Annotated in this window: 15 protein-coding genes; 8 read left to right on the top strand and 7 right to left on the bottom strand. The window is 71.7% G+C overall.

Annotated features, from left to right (window positions below; all coding sequences use genetic code 11):
• Nucleotides 1-27: 27 nt before the first annotated feature.
• Nucleotides 28-849 carry a hypothetical protein gene (locus IPQ09_07005; protein MBL0193963.1) on the bottom strand — a complete coding sequence of 274 codons (822 nt, stop codon included), beginning with the start codon at nucleotides 847-849 and terminating at the stop codon, nucleotides 28-30.
• A 107-nt stretch (nucleotides 850-956) separates the two neighbouring features.
• Between IPQ09_07005 and IPQ09_07000 the strand changes: the two genes are divergently transcribed.
• Nucleotides 957-1,880, top strand: a complete 924-nt coding sequence (locus tag IPQ09_07000; protein MBL0193962.1) for an LD-carboxypeptidase — start codon at nucleotides 957-959, stop codon at nucleotides 1,878-1,880.
• 8 nt (nucleotides 1,881-1,888) lie between these two features.
• On the opposite strand, the gene IPQ09_06995 is transcribed toward IPQ09_07000, so the two are convergent.
• The 4 genes from IPQ09_06995 to IPQ09_06980 all read right to left on the bottom strand — a co-directional run bounded on the left by IPQ09_06995 (nucleotide 1,889) and on the right by IPQ09_06980 (nucleotide 5,740).
• The gene (locus IPQ09_06995) at nucleotides 1,889-2,581 is read right to left on the bottom strand and encodes a metallophosphoesterase family protein (protein ID MBL0193961.1); all 693 of its coding nucleotides are present in this window, start codon (nucleotides 2,579-2,581) and stop codon (nucleotides 1,889-1,891) included.
• A 61-nt stretch (nucleotides 2,582-2,642) separates the two neighbouring features.
• Nucleotides 2,643-3,929, bottom strand: coding sequence for a hypothetical protein (locus tag IPQ09_06990; protein MBL0193960.1), 1,287 nt, complete (start codon nucleotides 3,927-3,929; stop codon nucleotides 2,643-2,645).
• 72 nt (nucleotides 3,930-4,001) lie between these two features.
• On the bottom strand, nucleotides 4,002-4,757 hold the full coding sequence (locus IPQ09_06985) for an enoyl-CoA hydratase/isomerase family protein (protein ID MBL0193959.1): 756 nt from the start codon (nucleotides 4,755-4,757) through the stop codon (nucleotides 4,002-4,004).
• Nucleotides 4,754-5,740: a RimK family alpha-L-glutamate ligase gene (locus IPQ09_06980; GenBank protein MBL0193958.1), complete on the bottom strand. Its 987-nt coding sequence runs from the start codon at nucleotides 5,738-5,740 to the stop codon at nucleotides 4,754-4,756. The genes IPQ09_06985 and IPQ09_06980 overlap by 4 nt, the downstream gene beginning before the upstream one ends.
• Before the next feature lie 172 nt (nucleotides 5,741-5,912).
• Between IPQ09_06980 and IPQ09_06975 the strand changes: the two genes are divergently transcribed.
• From IPQ09_06975 to IPQ09_06945, 7 genes are all read left to right on the top strand, one after another.
• Nucleotides 5,913-7,157 carry a hypothetical protein gene (locus IPQ09_06975; protein MBL0193957.1) on the top strand — a complete coding sequence of 415 codons (1,245 nt, stop codon included), beginning with the start codon at nucleotides 5,913-5,915 and terminating at the stop codon, nucleotides 7,155-7,157.
• Nucleotides 7,158-7,196: 39 nt separating this feature from the next.
• Nucleotides 7,197-8,417: an aspartate kinase gene (locus IPQ09_06970; protein MBL0193956.1), complete on the top strand. Its 1,221-nt coding sequence runs from the start codon at nucleotides 7,197-7,199 to the stop codon at nucleotides 8,415-8,417.
• Nucleotides 8,418-8,640: 223 nt separating this feature from the next.
• Nucleotides 8,641-10,452 (top strand): hypothetical protein, encoded by a 1,812-nt coding sequence (locus IPQ09_06965; protein ID MBL0193955.1) that lies wholly within the window; start codon nucleotides 8,641-8,643, stop codon nucleotides 10,450-10,452.
• A 163-nt stretch (nucleotides 10,453-10,615) separates the two neighbouring features.
• On the top strand, nucleotides 10,616-11,122 hold the full coding sequence (locus IPQ09_06960) for a hypothetical protein (GenBank protein MBL0193954.1): 507 nt from the start codon (nucleotides 10,616-10,618) through the stop codon (nucleotides 11,120-11,122).
• A gap of 255 nt (nucleotides 11,123-11,377) precedes the next feature.
• Nucleotides 11,378-13,318, top strand: a complete 1,941-nt coding sequence (locus tag IPQ09_06955; protein MBL0193953.1) for a hypothetical protein — start codon at nucleotides 11,378-11,380, stop codon at nucleotides 13,316-13,318.
• 81 nt (nucleotides 13,319-13,399) lie between these two features.
• Entirely contained in the window at nucleotides 13,400-13,870 is a 471-nt protein-coding gene (gene bfr, locus IPQ09_06950) for a bacterioferritin (protein MBL0193952.1), read from the top strand.
• A gap of 164 nt (nucleotides 13,871-14,034) precedes the next feature.
• A complete protein-coding gene (locus IPQ09_06945; protein ID MBL0193951.1) occupies nucleotides 14,035-14,244 on the top strand; it encodes a (2Fe-2S)-binding protein in 210 nt (69 codons plus the stop codon).
• A 329-nt stretch (nucleotides 14,245-14,573) separates the two neighbouring features.
• On the opposite strand, the gene IPQ09_06940 is transcribed toward IPQ09_06945, so the two are convergent.
• Entirely contained in the window at nucleotides 14,574-15,335 is a 762-nt protein-coding gene (locus IPQ09_06940; GenBank protein MBL0193950.1) for a cobalamin-dependent protein, read from the bottom strand.
• Nucleotide 15,336: 1 nt separating this feature from the next.
• Nucleotides 15,337-16,911 carry a D-lysine 5,6-aminomutase subunit alpha gene (locus IPQ09_06935; protein ID MBL0193949.1) on the bottom strand — a complete coding sequence of 525 codons (1,575 nt, stop codon included), beginning with the start codon at nucleotides 16,909-16,911 and terminating at the stop codon, nucleotides 15,337-15,339.
• Nucleotides 16,912-16,969: the final 58 nt, after the last annotated feature.

Here is a 16,969-nt window from a genome sequence, read left to right as displayed (position 1 = left end):
CGCGCGATGTGCGGCCTGCGCGAATACCTACCTCTTGACGAGGTCCGCCGCCGACCGCGGCGCGATGTGGAGGTTGAAGAAGTAGGTCACGACGCCCGTGATCGACGCGTACCCTTGGTTGTTCTCCGCGTCGGCGGGCTTCAGGTCGTAGAGCTCGTTGGTGACCGTCGGGCGATTGCGGTCGTCGGCGCCGCTGCCCTTGGGCAAGAGAAAGCCGGTGACGCGGCCGCCGTTGTCGGTGATGCGCCCGTCGACGGCGACGTTCTTCACGGTGACGAGCATGCCGATCCAGCGTCGACCGATGGCGTAGTCGTTTAGGTCTTTGACGTCGATCTCGCGGGGCTCGGGCGGCCTGAAATCGTACCGGAAGGTCGCTACCGGTCGCGACAGCTGCGGCAGCACCTGGCCCTCGGGGAAGATCGCCGTCCCAATGTTCTTGTTCTCCTGGTACTCGCCGCGCAGGTCGAGCACGTCACCCGCCGCGACGCGGAGATCGCCAGGGACGAAGGCCGGGGCGAAGATGCCAATGCCGGAGTACGGCTCCTTCGACCCGAGATCTTGCACGAAGATGGCGCCGCGGCTCTTGCCGTTCTTGGTCTCGTCGAAGGTGTCCACCGCGACGACAGTGACGCCCGTGACGGTCACGTCGGAGCCCGGCGCCGGGCGCGTGGCGATCCCCGGATCGGCGATCTCGCGGATGCGGTTGCCGTCGCCGACAGGGGGACCGATTTCCTTCTTCGCCGGGACGTCGCCGGTGCCAGCGCTGCACCCGGCGAGGGCGAGCGCGAGAGCGGCGACGGCGGCAGGCGACGCGGACGTCGCGGACGATGAGCGCGAACGAGACTGCATCTCCTAAGCCTAGCAGCCTGTCGAAAGGCGTTTCAACGACTTGCGCGCCTCATCGAGTCTCGGCTCCCGCGTCGCCCCGCCCGCGGTCGGCGGCCGAAGCGCTCGGCATGCGCCCCGTGCTCTGCCACACTCCGGCCGTGCGCCTCCCCGAGCCGCTTCGCCCAGGCGATCTCGTCGCTGTCGTGGCCCCCTCGAGCCCCGCGCCGCGGGGCGAGCTGCTCGCCGGGCTCGCGTGGCTCGCGCAGCGCTACCGCGTCCGCGTCCGGGCCGACGTGCTCTCGCGCGAGGGGTACCTCGCGGGCAGCGACGCGAGGCGGGCCGCGGAGCTCGCCTCGGCCCTCGTCGATCCGGAGGTCCGGGCCGTGTTCTGCGCGCGCGGGGGGTACGGGCTCACCCGCGTCCTCGAGGGGCTCCCTTGGGCGGCGTTCGAGCGCAGCCCGCGCTGGCTCGTGGGCTTCTCGGACATCACCGCGCTGCACCTCGAGGCGCAGCGTCGCGGCGTCGTCAGCCTCCACGCGGCGAACGTCACGGGGCTCGGGCGCGCCACGCCCCTGGAGCGGGCGAGACTCATGGCCTTGCTGGAGCGCGGCGCCGGAGAGGTGTGGAGCGACCTCGAGAGCGTCCACGCCCCGAGCGGCGTCGCACGCGCGCGCGGCCCGGCCGTGGGGGGAAACCTGACCATGCTCGCGACCCAGGCGGCGGCGGGTCGCCTCGCCCTACCGAGCGGGGCCGTGCTGTTCCTCGAGGACGTCACGGAGCGCCCCTACAGGCTCGACCGCATGCTCACGTCCCTCCGCGCGAGCGGGGCGCTGAGCCGCCTCTCGGCGGTGGTCCTGGGCGACTTCACCGAGTGCGCGCCGGGCCCCGACGGCGTGACCGTGGAGGCCGTGCTCGCAGAGCGCACCGCCGCCCTCGGGGTGCCGGTCGTGGCCGGCGCGCCCTTCGGGCATGGGACGCGCAATAGGCCGATTCCATTGGGGTTTACCGCCGTTCTGGAAGGCCCCACGCTCGAGCTCCGCGCCCCCGGTTGAGCGCGGCCTCAGCCGTCGAGCGGCACCGCGATGTGCTCGATCGACAGCGCGCCGGGCGTGCTCTCGATCCAGGTCGCGTGCGCGACGCGCGGCCTCTTCCAGCCGTTCGGCAGGTCGAGGGCGCCGTCGGGGGCCTCGCCCACGCTGCCTACGTTCACGATCTTGAGGTCGCCGAGCTCGCGCGTGTACGGCACGTGGCTCATTCCACACACCACGACGTCGGCGCCGTCGACGCCGATGAGCGCGCTCGCCTCCTCCTCGTCCAGGTCGTGCGTGAGGGGCTCGGCCGCGTCGGCGGGGGAGCCGTGCACGAGGAGCAGCTCGCCGCCGTCTTCGAGGGGGATGCGCGCGTGGGTGGGCAGCCGCCGCAGGCGCTCCACCACGAGGTCACCGAGCTCGGCGCGCACCTGACGCAGGCGAGCCAGCATGAGCCGCTCGTGGTCGGAGGTGGCGACCACGTGGTCGGTGTCGAGGCTCGCGACCGCGCGGTCGGAGACCCCCTGCACCAGCACCGCGTTCGCGGCCGAGAGCCGGCGCCAGGTTTCGAGCGCCGTACCCGGCACGTACTCCGCGGTGGGGCCCGGGAACACCAGATCGCCGGCCACGAGGAGCTTGTGGAAGCTCCGACGCTCGGCCGTCGCGAGGACCGCGCGGAGGGCGTCGAGGTTGCCGTGGATGTCGGAGAGGCAGAGGATCAGCATCGCCGTCAGGAGACACTAGTACAGAAGCGCGGCGCTCGCCGCGCGAAGGGACGCGGCGCGCTCACGGCGCCTTCTTGGTCACGACGATGTGGCCATGGCCGCGGTTGTCCGGGTAGCCGTAGCGGAACGAGATCGCCTCGTGGCCTTTGAAGAGCTCCTTGAAGTCGGTCGCGTCGCGGTTGTTGACGAGGCCGAAGGTCTCGGGCCACTCGTACACGCCGTACACCTCGTGCACGAAGCCACGCCCGCGGATGCGGCGAGGAGGGATGCCCGTCGTGTCGGAGATCATCCACTCCATGCGCGTGAGCAGGTACTCGCGCACCGTCGTGAAGGAGTCGTCCCAGAGCAGGTGGCTCGCCGCCTTCGTCATGGCCGACACCTTGCCCTTGGCCTCGAGGTGGCGCATCACCTGGGGTCGCACCTTCAGGTTGCCGTCGGACAGGTCGTAGCCCACGTGTCGCAGCACACGGGATCGCGCCTCGCCGGGCCGCTTGAAGCGCAGCTCCGCGTTCTGGAAGAGGGCGCGCTGCGCCCGTTTGTCGGCGACCTTGAGGTCGTCGTCGGTGACGTAGCGGAGCTTGCCGTCGTCCTCGAAGCGGAAATACCGGAGCGACACGGGCTCGAACCCATAGATGACCAGCGCCGCCATCGAGAAGGCGATCTCGCCTGGGATGACGCTCTGCGACTCGATCCCGAGGTTGTCGGTGCGGCTGTGGGCCTTCAGGAACAGCTTGCCGAGGTGCGCGCGGATGTCGCGCAGTGCGCGGGTCATCTGGGGCGTGTTGATGCCGATCACCCCGCGGGGGTCGGCGGCGGGCTCGAGCGAGATCGTCGTGATCTCGCGCGCGTCGGGGTACGTGGCGAGCGTCGACACGAGGTCGCCGCCGCCGAACGGGTACACCACGGTGTCGGGGAGGTTCGCGGGGCGGAGCTTCGCGATGAACGGCCCCGCCACGTCGACCCACGAGCGCTTGTATTCTGCATAGGACGCGAGCAGCACCTTGCAGTGGGCCTCGATGAGGGCCGGGGGAATGTTCGCGGGGGCCGCGCGGTCGCCGCCGCACGCCGCGGCTTTGAAGATCGCGAGGGCGTGGGGCGTGAAATCGGCGCCCGGCGGGGCCGACTCCTGCGCGTCCGCGGGGGCGGCGTCGGCGAGCCCGGTCGCAGCGTCGCGCTCGGTCGGGGCGGTCGCCGCGTCGAGGCCCGCCGACGATGCGGGCAGTGGCGCCGCCGAGGGCGCCGCGGACGGGGAAGCCGGGTGATTCGCCTGGGGTTCGGGCGGGCGCGAGCACGCGGTGGCCGCGAGGAAGCTGAGGGCGAGGGCGGCGAGGGCGGGGGGCGTGCGCACGGTGGGCGCTTTCTACGCGAAAACCGACGCGACGACGAGCGCCGAACGGCGGCGTTTTCGCCGCCGACCGAATTACCCGCCCCAGCGAGGCGGGCGTCCCTCGAACCACGCCTCGACCGCGCGGGCGTGGTCGTCCGAGGTCCACGTGTCGACGAACCGCTCGCGCTCGAGCGCCCGGAGCTCGGGCGAGCGTCGCGACGCCCGGAGCAGCTCCTTCACGGCGGAGGCCGCGCGAGGGGCCCCTGCCGCGATCTCGCCGGCCACGACGAGCGCCTCGGCGAGGGCTCCGCCAGGGGCCGCGGTGCGCTGCACCAGCCCGAGGTCGAGGGCCTCGCGCGCGGTCAGATCGCGTGCGGTGAGGACGAGGTCTGCGGCGCGCGAGGGGCCGAGCTCCGCGGCCAGCCGCGCCCAGGTGCCCCAGGCCGTCGTGACCCCCATCCGCGTCTGGCGGAAGCCGAGCACGGCGTCCTCGGCCATCACGCGGAGATCCGCCGCGCACGCGAGCTCCGCGCCGCCGCCCAGCGCGTGCCCCTCGATCGCGCAGAGCACGGGCGCCGGCGCCTCCTCGATCGCGTCGCACATCGCGCGCCCCTCGTCGCAGAAGGCCCGCGTCGTGGCGTGGTCGTTCACGCCTCGGAGCTCGCGCAGATCGCCCCCGGACACGAACGTGCCGCCGGCGCCCGTGAGGACCACAGCGCGCACGTCGGACGGCAGGGCCGAGAACGCCCGCGTAAGCTCGGCGATCGTGGCCCGCGTGAGCGCGTTCTTGGAGCGCGGGCGATCGACCGTGAGGACCAGCGTCGTGCCGCGCCGGGATGCAGTGATCACAGGGGGCCTTTGCGCCGTGGCTTCTCGAGTTTCCCCGACTTCGCGGGCATGAGCCGCCGCTTCCGGCGCTCGCCGTCGAGGCCCGAGTCGTGACCACGCTTTGCGCGTCGCTGATGGATGCGCTCGGCGTGCGCGATGATCGCGCCTGCGACGTCCACGCCGCTCGTTCGCTCGATGCCCTCGAGGCCCGGCGAGCTGTTGATCTCGAGGATCTTCGGGCCGTCGCGCCCCTCGAGCAGATCGACGCCCGCGACCTCGAGGCCCATCACCCGGGCTGCGTCGATCGCGGCGCGTCGGTACACGTCGGGGAGGTCGACGGCTACGCCGGCGCCTCCGCGGTGGAGGTTCGAGCGGAACTCGCCCTTCTTCGCTTGGCGTCGCATCGCCGCGACCAGACGCCCGCCGACGACGATCGCGCGGTAGTCACGCCCCTTCGACTCGGCGATGTACTCCTGGAGGATGATGTCTTGGCCCATGGCCCAGAGCGTCTCGAGCAGCGACGTCACCGCGGCCGGGGTCTCGGCGATCATGGTGCCGATGCCCTGCGCCCCCTGCTGAAGCTTCACGATGGCGGGCGGCCCGCCGATGAATTGAAGCGCGGTGCCCACTGAGTCGGGCGACCGAGCGCAGACGGTCTTGGGGACGTCGATGTCCTTGCGTGTGAGGAGCTGAAGGCTGCGCAGCTTGTCGCGGGAGCGCGCGATCGCGACGGCGGTGTTGAGCACCGGGATGCCCATCATGTCGAACTGGCGCACGACCGCGAGCCCGTAGTTCGTGATCGACGCGCCGATGCGCGGCACGACGAGGTCGGCGTGCGGGATGGGCCCGGCGCCGAGGTACATCTCGGGGCGCCCCCTCGAGATGGCGATCTGGAGGTCGAGCGGATCGATGACGCTCACCTCGTGTCCGCGCGCCCGGGCGGCGAGCACGAGGCGGCTGGTCGAGTAGAGGGCCGCGTTTCGAGACAGAACGAGCAGTCGCATCGTGGGAAGGCAACGCTAGCTGGGTCGCACTTGTGTGGGAAGTGGAGTTCGAAGTCTATGAAATAATGCGACTAAGTCACGCAAGTGGCCTCTCGTCGGGCGCCCGAGCCTGCCCCACGAAATTCGGGGCGCGCGGCGGCGACACGGCGTAAGCTCCGCGCATTCGAGCGACATGACCTGGCCGCGAAGCGAAGACGAAGAGCCTCTGCCGGAGCTGCCGCCGGCCGAAGAGGCGGACGGCGAAGCCGATGAGTCCGCGACGCCCGTGGAGTACGACGAGCTGCACGACGATGATCCCCTCGAGGACGCCGTCGCGAGCCTCGGCGACGATGGGCTCGAGGTCGACCTGAGTGAGCTCGCCGCCGACCGGCTCCCTCTCGAGGAAGAGGCCGCGGGCGTCGCGCCGGACGAAGATCTCGGCGCGGAGCTCCCCGAGCTGTCGCTCGTCGCCGATCTCGAAGAGGGCGTCGTCGGCGGAGAAGACGACGCGGACGCCCTCGACGGGGTCGACACGCTCGCCGGAGAGCAGCCCGGCGATCAGGGCGAGGAGGGACCGACCGAAGACGACGAGGAGCTCACCGCCGACGCGCTCCCGGATCTCGACGCGGACGACGAGGGCGAGGTCGACGACGCGGAGCTGTACGAGCGCGGGGCCCTCGTGGCCGAGGCGCACCCGCGCGACCTCGGGTGGGCCGACGAAGCCTGGGGGGTTCGCCTCCTCGCGGAGGGGGGGGTCACCTCGGTGGCGCTCGTCGATGGCGCCATCTGCGCCGACGGAGTGCAGGGGAGCACTGCGTTCGCGCGCCCCACGGCGGCCGAGCTGACGCGGGAGGTGCTGGCGCTCGCCCCGCTCGACGCCGGCGCTGCGGCCGCGGCCCGGGCCCGCCGAGCCGCGCCGCCCGAGCTGCCCTCGGGCCACGTGGCGCGCGGAGTGGGCGGGTGCGAAGAGCTGTGGATCGCCGTGGACGACGACGGCGAGCTCACCCTCGCCTCGGCGCGGCTCCCTGGCCGCGTCATCCCGGCGCTCCCGTTCGAGCACACGCCGAGCGAGGTCGCGGCGCGCGATGGACTGGTCGCGCTGCGGGTCGACGAGGTCGGCGTCTACCAGGTCCTGCCCGGCGCGCCGGCGGCCGAGCGCTTGGAGGGTACGCGCGGCGCGTCCGCGTTCACCGTCATGGGCGCGCGTGGCGCGCGCGGGGCCGTGGTGGTGTCGGCGCACGCGGAGCCGGGGCGCGTCACCCTCGTCGCGCACGGGGCGGACGGCCCGCGGGTCGTCGGCGCCCTCGAGGCGCGCGGGAGCCCGGCGCCGGCGTCGGGCGCGGCTGCGCAGCTCGTGTACGACCCCGAGGGCGATTGTGTGTATATTGCAACTCACCTCGGGCTGTTCGTCGCTTGGCGACCCCCAAGGAGCGGGTAGCGGTCCTGCGGGCTCGGGCCCTCACAGAGGAGGCTTCGGATGGCGGTGCTGGTCCAGAAGTACGGTGGCTCGTCGGTCGCCGACGTCGAGAAGGTGGGGCACGTGGCCGATCGGGTGGTCGCGGCGCGGCGCGCCGGGTGGGACGTGGTGGTCGTCGTGAGCGCCATGGGCAAGTCCACCGACGAGCTGCTTGCGCTCGCGAAGCGGGTGGCAGCGGCGAGCGGCGCGGCGCGCGAGCCGCGCGAGGCGCCGCGCAGAGAGCTCGACATGCTCGTCTCGACGGGCGAGCGCGTGACGATGGCGCTCCTGTCGATCGCGATCTCGGGCCGCGGCGAAGAGGCCATCAGCTTCACGGGGAGCCAGTCGGGCATCCTCACAAACGATCGGCACTTCGACGCGCGCATCATCGAGGTGCGACCCCACCGCATCGAGGACGAGCTCGCGCGCGGGCGGGTCGTGATCGTGGCTGGCTACCAGGGCATGAGCTACAAGCGCGAGATCACCACCCTCGGACGCGGAGGCTCCGACACGACCGCCGTGGCGCTCGCCGCCGCGCTCAGCGCCCATCGGTGCGAGATCTACAGCGATGTCGACGGGGTCTACACGGCCGATCCACGCGTGGTGGCCGACGCGCAGCACCTCCCTGAGGTCGACTTCGCGACGCTCTCCGAGATGAGCGAGGCCGGCGCGAAGGTGCTGAACGCCCAGGCCGTCGAGTGGGCGCGGCGCAACAAAATCGCGCTCCACGCGCGACGGACCGGCGATCCCGTGGTCCCTGAGGGGCAGCCCGTTCGTGAGACCGTGGCGTCGCCGGGCGCCGCGCCCGGGGCCCGGGCGGTGGTCGGCCTCGACAACGTCGTTCGCGCGACGGTGCGAGGCGTCGCGGGCCCGTTTCTCGAGTGCGCGCACGAGCGCGAGGTGCCGCTGCTCGACGTCCTCGAGCAGGACGAGGGCGATGCCTTCGCCGTGATCCCGCTCCTGAACGTGCCCGACTGGAGCTCCGCGCGGGCCGCGCTGGCGCCGACCCTCGGGGGCGGCTCGCTCGACGAGGAGCTGGCTTATGTGTCCGTGGTCGGTGACGGGCTCTTGAACGACCGCGGGCTGCCCCGGTTCGCCTCGGCGCTCGCGTCGGCTGGCGTGCGCACGCTGTCGCGAGGAGGTCACGCGCTGCGGCTCTCCGCGCTCGTCCGTCGCGCCGATTCGGCGGCCGCCCAGCGCGCCCTGCACGCGGCCTTCGTTGGCTCGTTGGCAGTCGGCTGACGCTTGTGGCCAGTGGCCTTGCAGTGGCTGGCAGGGGAGGGGGGGCTGCTCACCACATGGCCGCCCAAGGGCGGTCTGCGCGCCCCTCCTACATGCTGCTGCCTCCTGGAATCTAACGGGAAAGAGAAGAATGTGAGTGCGCGTTTCATGTGTGCACGCTACCTTCGTAGGCTTGGAGGCCGTCCACATGAAGCGACTGTTCTGGCTTGCGGGATCATCGGTCATGCTCCCTCTCCTCGTCGCCGCGTGCGGCGACGCGGACCTTCCCGGGGACAACCCGGACAGCAGCACCTCGCCGGACGGCGCGCTGCCGGACGGCGCGGGTCCGGGCGTAGACTCCACGGTTCCACCCGTTGACGGCTCGAGGCCCGACACTTCAGTCCCCGACGCGACCTTGCCGGATGGCGCGAGGCCCGACGCGACCCCGCCGGACGCTGGCCCCGACGCGTCGGATGGCGGCACACCCGACGCCACACCGGACGCGGCGGACTCGGCCCCGCCGCAGACCTGCGGCGTAGGGTTCCCCGCGCAGTGCAACGTCGGTGACCGGTGTCGAAGCGACGACGACTGCGAGGGCCTCTGTACCGGCGGCGTGTGCGCGCCTCCGTCGTACACCGACGGGAAGCTCTCGCCGTCGCTGGGCGAGACCGCCATCGACTGCGGCGGCCCTGGCGCCGCGGCGAACCCCGCGTACCGCTGCGAGAACACCATCGCGTGCCTCGTGAACGACGACTGCAAGAGCCTCTCCTGCAGCCCGAAGACGAACACCTGCGCGGCGGGCGCGTCGTGCTCGAGCACGGCGACCCAGGGCGTGTCGGGCATCGAGACCTGCGGCGGCGGCGAGACCCCCTCCGCCACGCACGAGAGCTGCTGCTCCACGCTCAAGCTGCCGGCCACGACCACGCGTCGCCTCGACAAGTACGAGATCACCGCGGGCCGCATGCGCCGCTTCATCGCGGGGATCACCGCGGCGAACGGCGGCGTGGCGAACATCCGCGCGTGGGTCAACGCCTACGCGGCGGCGAACCCCACCTCGCAGCTCGGGTACCTCGCCGCGAACTTCCCGGGCCTCATCGACAGCGTGGTGCCGGCGACCGCCACGCCCACGGCCGCCCTCAGCCTCGTCACCACGATGGGGACCTTGGTCATCGATCCCATCAACGTGGCCGACGGTTGCTACGTCGGCAACGGCTCCTACGGCCACTCGACCTACTACTGGAACGACGCCACGCGGAACGCCTTCCGCATGACGCCGCGCGTGCACTCGCAGGCCACGCTGGACGAGAAGCCCATCAACTGCGTCAACTCGCTCATGTACATGGCGTTCTGCGCCTGGGACGGCGGCGAGCTCGCGCGCATGGAAGACTACCGCGAGGTGTGGGGGAGTCAGGCGGAGGCGCTGCCCGGCGGCCCGACCGTGTACCACCCGTGGGCGGCGATCTTGCAGCCCGGTGAGTTCAACTGGCGCAACGGGTTCCACGCGACCGAGGGCACGCTCGGCTTCCGCTGCCCGGTCGGCTGGCCCGGATGCATCGACGACACGCAGCCCAACCACTACCGCTTCCCCTTGCGGAACGCGAACGGCACCAACATCAACCTCGCGAACGACGGGATCCCGCTCATCTCTGCGCCGGGCCGCTTCCAAATGGACGAGACGCTCGCCACCTCGGCGAACGGGCAGGGGTGGTACGACGTCGCGGGCGACAACCTCGAGACCGGGTGGGTCGACAACCCGCCGACCGACGCGCCGGTGCCCGTCAACTCGCGCATCACCGACTACTGTGACACCACGTTCGGCAGGCCGGGTCCGGGCGAGACCGCCTGCACCCGCATCGACAGCGCGGGCAATCCCAAGAACGGCGTGCTGCGGTACTCGGGGCCCCTCCCGCACCTGCCCCTCGTGGGCTATTCGTGGGAGGGCCACGCGCGCTACAACGAGGCGTACCTCGCCGGCCGAAACGCGACGCCGGCGAGCTGGAAGCCCGTCACCTGGCAGTACGGCAAGGCCAGCGGGCGCTGCGCGCGCACCTACTGAGCGCGCCGCGCTGCCGCTCGGATGAGTGAGGCGACGTCGCCGAGTGGTGGAAACACCCTCGGTCGCGTCGCCTCCGTCGTTTCTGCGGTCCGTGCGGTCCATGGACGGGCGACAGCACCGGCGATCGCCTCGAAGCTGTAGTACCTTCGCGAGGGTGCGGGGTGTGCTCCCTTTCGGATGGTTCGTGATCGCGCGGATCGCGGCGTGCGCGGCGCCGCCTCCACCTCCCGAGGCGCCTCCTCCCCCGGCCGACGTCAGGCCGCCACCCACGGACTGGTCCAAGGTGCCCCTCACGCCTGCCCCGACCCCGGCGCCCCCTTCGACCGCGAGCTACGAGGAGGCGATCCGTGAGCCCGAGCCCACCGGCCCGCGCGACGACCGCCTCCAGCTCACGGACCCTCAGCTCACGGGCCCGATGAACGGCGTCCTCGCCCGCTGCTCCGTGCCCTCGCACGCGAAGGTCACGATCAGGACCGCGGTGCGGAACGGCCGCGCGATCGGCGTGACCGCGACGGTCGCGTTCGAGCACAAGCCGAGGGGCGTGTCCTCGGCGACCCTCCGCTACGAGGCGGGCCTCTCCCGGAAGATCGTCGCCTGCGCCGAAAAGTCCGTGCGAGCGCTCACGTGGCCGCCGAGCCAGCGGCGCGACACGTTCACGACCGTCTTCTGACGCTCGGGGGTCGATCCAGTGACACCGGATCCACCCATGACGGCGCCCCACGTCGGAGGACCTCGCGGCGTAGGGGGGCGGCCCGGGTCGACCTCGGGCGTCTGAGCCCCGCACACAGCTCGTCCGCGCTCAGCTCGTCCGCACCTCGTAGGACAGACGCTCGGGCCTGAGCGGCGCGCGGAGGCGCGCATGAACGAGGCGGCGTCGCCGAGTGGTGGTAACACCCATGGCCACGTCGCCTCGGTCCGTTGCTGCATGAGCTGTCTCCCCGCCCGCCGCTGCGCCTCGGTCCCCCGCGTGCGTCGCCGCTCGCTGCGCGCGACGAAGCGCGCGTGGGCCAGCCTCGCCGCGGTGTGCGTCGGGCTGCACCCGAGCGCCGCGCGCGCGGCGGACGCGGAGGTGCACGCCTCCTCGGTGACCTTCGACGCGGGTCGCGGAGAGCTGCTGCTCGAGGGCGACGTCCGCGTCGACTCGCCGCCGTTTCACCTCCGAAGCCACCGCGTCTCCCTCCGTCGCGTCGGAGGCGGACCGCTCGACGTGAAGGGCGAGGGGACGCTCGCCTTCTGCCCGTGCCTCGGCGCTCCGCTCTCGGTCACCTTCCAAGGGGCGAAGGTGGCGCCGCCCGCGGATCTGTTCCTCGAGCGCCCCACGCTCGCGCTGTACGGCCTGCCGGTGCTCTGGCTACCCGCGTTCTGGCTCCGCGCGCCGTCCCGGCCGGGTCTGCCCCCGCCGGTTCTCGCGTACCGCGGCAGCGATGGACTGTACGGAGGTCTGGGCGGCCACCTCCCATGGCACCGCGCTTCGGGCGAGATCGGCGCGCTCGACCTCCGACTCGGCGGCTACACGCGCGGAGGGGGCGTCGTCGACGCGCGCTTGCTCTCGCCCACCTCGCAGACCCACGTGCGCGTGGATCACCTCACCCGCACGGGGCTCTCCGTCGACGCACGGGGCTTCGGCGCGGGCGCGCTCGCGCCCGTGTCCTGGGACCTCGACCTGCTCCGCGGGGACCGCGCGCTCGTCGCCACGACGCGGCTCGACGACGCCGCGCGGCCTTGGGATCGCGCCTCCATCGAGGCTACCTGGGCTCCCGGGTGGGGCCGCGTGACGGGCGGCGCAGAGAGCGCGCTCCCTCGCGGGGGCTCGATCGACTCGCTCGGCGCGACGGGCCCCGTGGTTGGCTTTGGCGCACGCGGCGTGTCCGCCGGCGGTGCGGCGCAGGGCTGGATCGACGCGGCCGCGCGCTCGCTGTCGACGACCGGCGAGGCGAGCGGCGTGGTTCACGTTGCTCGCGCGCGCGGCGGCGCGGAGCTCGTGGGCACGCTCGGCGCGATCGCCGGAAAGGTCGGCGCGACAGCGGAAGCGACCGGCACCCACGGGCCCGGCCTCGGCCCGCAGCGAGACTCGCTGGGGCTCCTCGCGGCGCTCGTCCGCGCGCGCGCGGGCGTGCCGCTCGCCCGCCGCTTCGGCGACCGAAACGGGGGACTGGTGCACACGGTGGAGCCGCTCGTCACGGCGGCCGCAGGAGGTCTGTCGGGCCGCCCCGCCCTCGGGATCACTCCGCTCTCCGGAGACGTGCCTGAGGCTCGCTCCGCGGCGGTCGCTGCGGGCGTGAGGACGGCGCTGGGCCCCGTCGCGAGCCGCTCGGCGCTCAGCCTCGAGCTCACGGCGGGCGCGCTGACCGCTCGCGATCGCCCCACAGCCGGCGCGCAGGGCAGGCTCGCGGCGCGCTCGCGCTGGGCGGCGGCGTCCGCGCAGGGGGGGTGGCTCGCGGGAGACGCCACCGGCCTCCCCAGCGCCGCCTTCGCCGAGGCGCGAGCGCGGGTGGGCCCCGAGGACGGGGTGCGTGTGCAGGGGCGGGTCGTCTACGGCTCGACGGTCGACGCGACCGGGGCCGCGCGCCTCGCGGACGGCGGCGCCGACACGCCCGGTCCGTGGCTGACCTCCGCGGGCACGTCCGTCGGAGGTCGTGGGACCGTCCCGGTGGCGCGGCGCGTGAGCGTCTCCGGCGGGGCCGACGGGGCGGTGCTGACCTCGCGCAGCCCCACGCTCCTCGGCGCGTTCGGCGCCCTCGAGCTCCGCGACGCCTGCCAGTGCTTGCTCGTGCGTGCGGTCGGCTCCGGTCGGCTCGGCCGCCCCGGCGTCGACGTGTGGCTCAGCCTGGAGGTCCTCACCGACCGGGGCGCGCCGCCAAAGTGAAAGTGAAAGTCAAAGGCGAATCTTCCGTGATTTCGGTCAGTTGCGTTGCAACCCAAGCAGAACTTCGGCATCGTAGAGGGCATGAAGGGCGACGCCAAAATCATCGATCTGCTGAACGAAATCCTCACGGGGGAGCTCACCGCCATCAACCAGTACTTCTTGCACGGCAAGATGCTGAAGAACTGGGGGTTCGCGCGCCTCGCCGCGAAGCTCCACGCCGAGTCGATCGACGAGATGAAGCACGCCGACCGCCTCATCGAGCGCGTGCTCTACCTCGAGGGGCTGCCGAACGTGCAGCGGCTCGGCAAGATCAACGTCGGCCAGACGGTCCCCGAGATGTTGAAGAACGACTACGGCGTCGAGCTCGTCGCGATCCCGCTGTTAAACCGCTCGATCGCGACCTGCCGTGACGCCGGCGATCACGGCACGGAGGAGCTCCTCCGAGACATTCTCACCTCCGAAGAGGAGCACGTCGACTGGCTCGAGGCTCAGCTTGAGCTCGTCAAGCAGCTCGGCGAGGCCAACTACCTCGCCCAGCAAATTCGCGACTAGGTCCGCGCTTCGCGCGACGTGACCGGAGCCGCGCCGCCGAGAGCGGCGCGGCGGCTCGTGTTTTCGAGGAGGCCTCAGGCCGGTTGTCAGTTGAAGCCGCCGTTTCGAAGAAAACGTTGGCGCCCCTTGAAATTGAAAACGGGTTTCAGTATCACTCAAGGGCGATGTACGTGTGCAGCTGCTTCGCCGTTACCGACTCCGAGATCGAGCAAGTCCTCGACGCGGGCGCGCGCTCGGTCGCCGAGGTGACCCGCGCCTGCCGCGCCGGCGGCGACTGCGGCGCGTGCCATGGGCAAATCGCCGAGCTCCTGGCCGACCGCGAGGCCGACCTCGTCCCGTGCGGCGCGCTCGGCCGTAAGTTCTGCGCGGCCTAGGCAGGCCTAGTCCCCTGGAAACGTGATCCCTTCCAGAAGTCGCGCGGCTCGGCCTTTCGCCACAAGGGAGCGAGGGGGTGTCCCGTTTTCGGCGGCGGTGGGAGGATACTCATGTTCGAGGGTCGGCGTTCTCGCGCGGTCACACCCAAAAGCACTGTCCCCTGAGCGCAAAGCGCCGCCTCCACCGCGCGGAACGACGTCCGAGTTGAGGACGGGCCCGCCGCCGCCGAAAACGGGGCACCCCATCGCTCCTCGGCATGACACCGAAGACCGGACTTCTGATACGAACCACGACTCCAGGGGACTAGAACAAGTCTGCGCCTGAGCGCTCAGGGCTCGCCTTCGTGGCGCGTCGCGAGCTGCTCGACGAGGTACGAGGCCACCTCGCTCGGCTTGGTGCCCGGGCCGAAGCCCGCGTCGTACCCGAGCTCGAGGGCGAGCTTGTGGTCGATGCGCGGCCCGCCGAGGAGCAGCAGCACCTTGTCGCGGTAGCCCTGCTTCTTGACGAGGTCGACGAACGCGAGCGCGTTCTCCTTGTGGCAGTTGCGCTGCGTGATGATCTGGCTCACGAGCACGGCGTCTGCGTGGAGGGCGCGCGCCCGCTCCGACAGCTGCTCGTTCTCGACCTGGGCGCCGAGGTTGAAGGACTCGAAGCCTTTGTAGCTCTCCAGGCCCTTGTCGCCCGCGTAGCCCTTGTAGTTGAGGATGGCGTCGATGCCGACGGTGTGGGCGTCGGAGCCGGTGCACGCCCCCACGACCACGAGCTTCCGGCCGAGCCGCGCCTTGATGCGGTGCTCGATCTCCTCGCGCGTGAGCGCCTCGGTGCGCACCTCGGGGACGTCGATGACCGAGACGTCGACGGAGTGGACGGAGTGGCCGTACACCACGAAATACGTGTATCCCGCGGCGCACTCCTCCATCGTGGCTACGAGCGGCTCGCGGAGCCCGTGCTCGCTCGCGAAGCGCTTCGCGGCCTCGCGCGCCCGGGCCGAGGGCGGCAGCGGGAGGACGAAGGACATCTGGACCATGCCGTCGCCCTCGCGGTCGCCATAGGCGCGGAGGGGGGGCGCGTGGGTCTCGGGCGGGTGCATGTCAGGCCTCTCCAGTCGTCGGGGTGGCGTCGTTGGCCTCGAGCAGCTCGAGCACGGGGTTCAGGTAGCCGGGCGAGCGCTCGAACACACCCGCGTAGCCCTTGCCACCTGTTCGGGTGCGCTTCACGTCGGCGAAGGCGCCGCGCGACATCGCATCCCAGAGGCCCTCCTGGCTCACGGACACGAGCAGGTCGTGCGCCTCGTCGAGCACGAGCGCCGCGCGCTTCGCGACGATGCCGTCGCGCTTCCACTCGATCTCGTCGCCGAGGTGCTTGCAGGCGTTGAACACGTAGCGCGTCGCCTTCAGCGACAGATAGCGGTCCATCAGCATCGGGTTGTGGATCGCCTCGCTGAACATGCCAAGCAGCTCGATGCTCTGGTCGGTGGCGATGCCGACCAGGTTGAAGAGCGCGTCGTGGACGTGGCTCTGGAAGACGTCGCCGGTCTTGTGTTTGGTGGGCGGCATCCACTTGATGGGGTGCCGAGGGAACACCTGCCGAATGAGCTGGGCCTGCGCGATCTCGTAAAGGAAGCTGTCCTCGCGCCAAGGGTCGATCTCGTACGCGTGGCCGAGCCCCATGTGCTCTTCCGTGACCCCGGCGCGGAGGGCGAACGCCTCGTTGATGAACTGGCTCGCGAGCACCGTATGGGCCTTGTCGACCGCGTCGGCGGTGGTGAGGTAGTTGTCCTCGCCGGTGTTGATGACGATCCCGCTCCGCGCGATGAAGCGGCGGGAGACGTACTGATCGACGAAGTTTCTGCACATGTTGATGTCGCGGAACAGGATCCCGTACATCGCGTCGTTGAGGAGCATGTCGAGCCGCTCGACCGCCGCCATCCACGCGATCTCGCTCATGCACAGGCCGGACGAGTAGTTGGTCTGGTGGATGTAGCGGCCGTAGTCGAGGGCGGCCTCGTCGGTCGCGCGCCGAATGATCTTGAAATTCTCCTGGGTCGCGAACGTGCCGCCGTAGCCCTCGGTGGTCGCGCCGTGGGGCACGTAGTCGAGCAGCGACTGCGCGGTCGCGCGGATGACCGCGACGATGTCGGCGCCCGCCTGCGCGGCGGCCTTCGCCTGCACCGCGTCGTCGTAGATGTTGCCGGTCGCGACGATGACGTACTTGAGGGGCGCGGGGCCCGGCGGAGTGCGCGCCTTCTTCTCCTCGCGGAGCGCTCGCGCGGTGTCGATGCGCTGGATCGCCGCCTGGGTGTGCGGGGCGAGCGCGCGCCGCACCTCGTCCGGACCGGGGCCACCCTCGCCGCGGTCGAGGTCGCGCCCGAAGGCCAGGCGTTCGGCGGCGTCTTGAAGATCGTCGGCGCCGGCGAGCAGCGCGCGCCCCAGGAAGAAGCTGATGCCGCGGCCGAGGACGCCCGCCTTTTGGTAGCGTTCGACGGCGACGTTGACCAGCGGCGCGCCGCGATCGTCGACGCCGTCGACGCCGTACGACCGCAGGATCGTGCGCTCGACGCCCACGCTCGTGTGGCGGTCGATGTAACGCTGCACGTCGTCGGCGACCCCCGCGGCCAGCGCTCGGCAGCCCGCGACCTTCTCAGTGTCCATGGGAACGGTGGCCATGGGCTTTCCTGCCACAAGAGCCGGGAACTTCCAATGTTTCTGCCTCCCCGGCGCGGCC

Source organism: Myxococcales bacterium, assembly GCA_016720545.1.
Classification (GTDB): domain Bacteria; phylum Myxococcota_A; class Polyangia; order Polyangiales; family Polyangiaceae; genus JAAFHV01.
The sequence above is the reverse complement of the archived record's forward strand: the minus strand, read 5'-3'. Positions and strand labels throughout refer to the sequence as shown.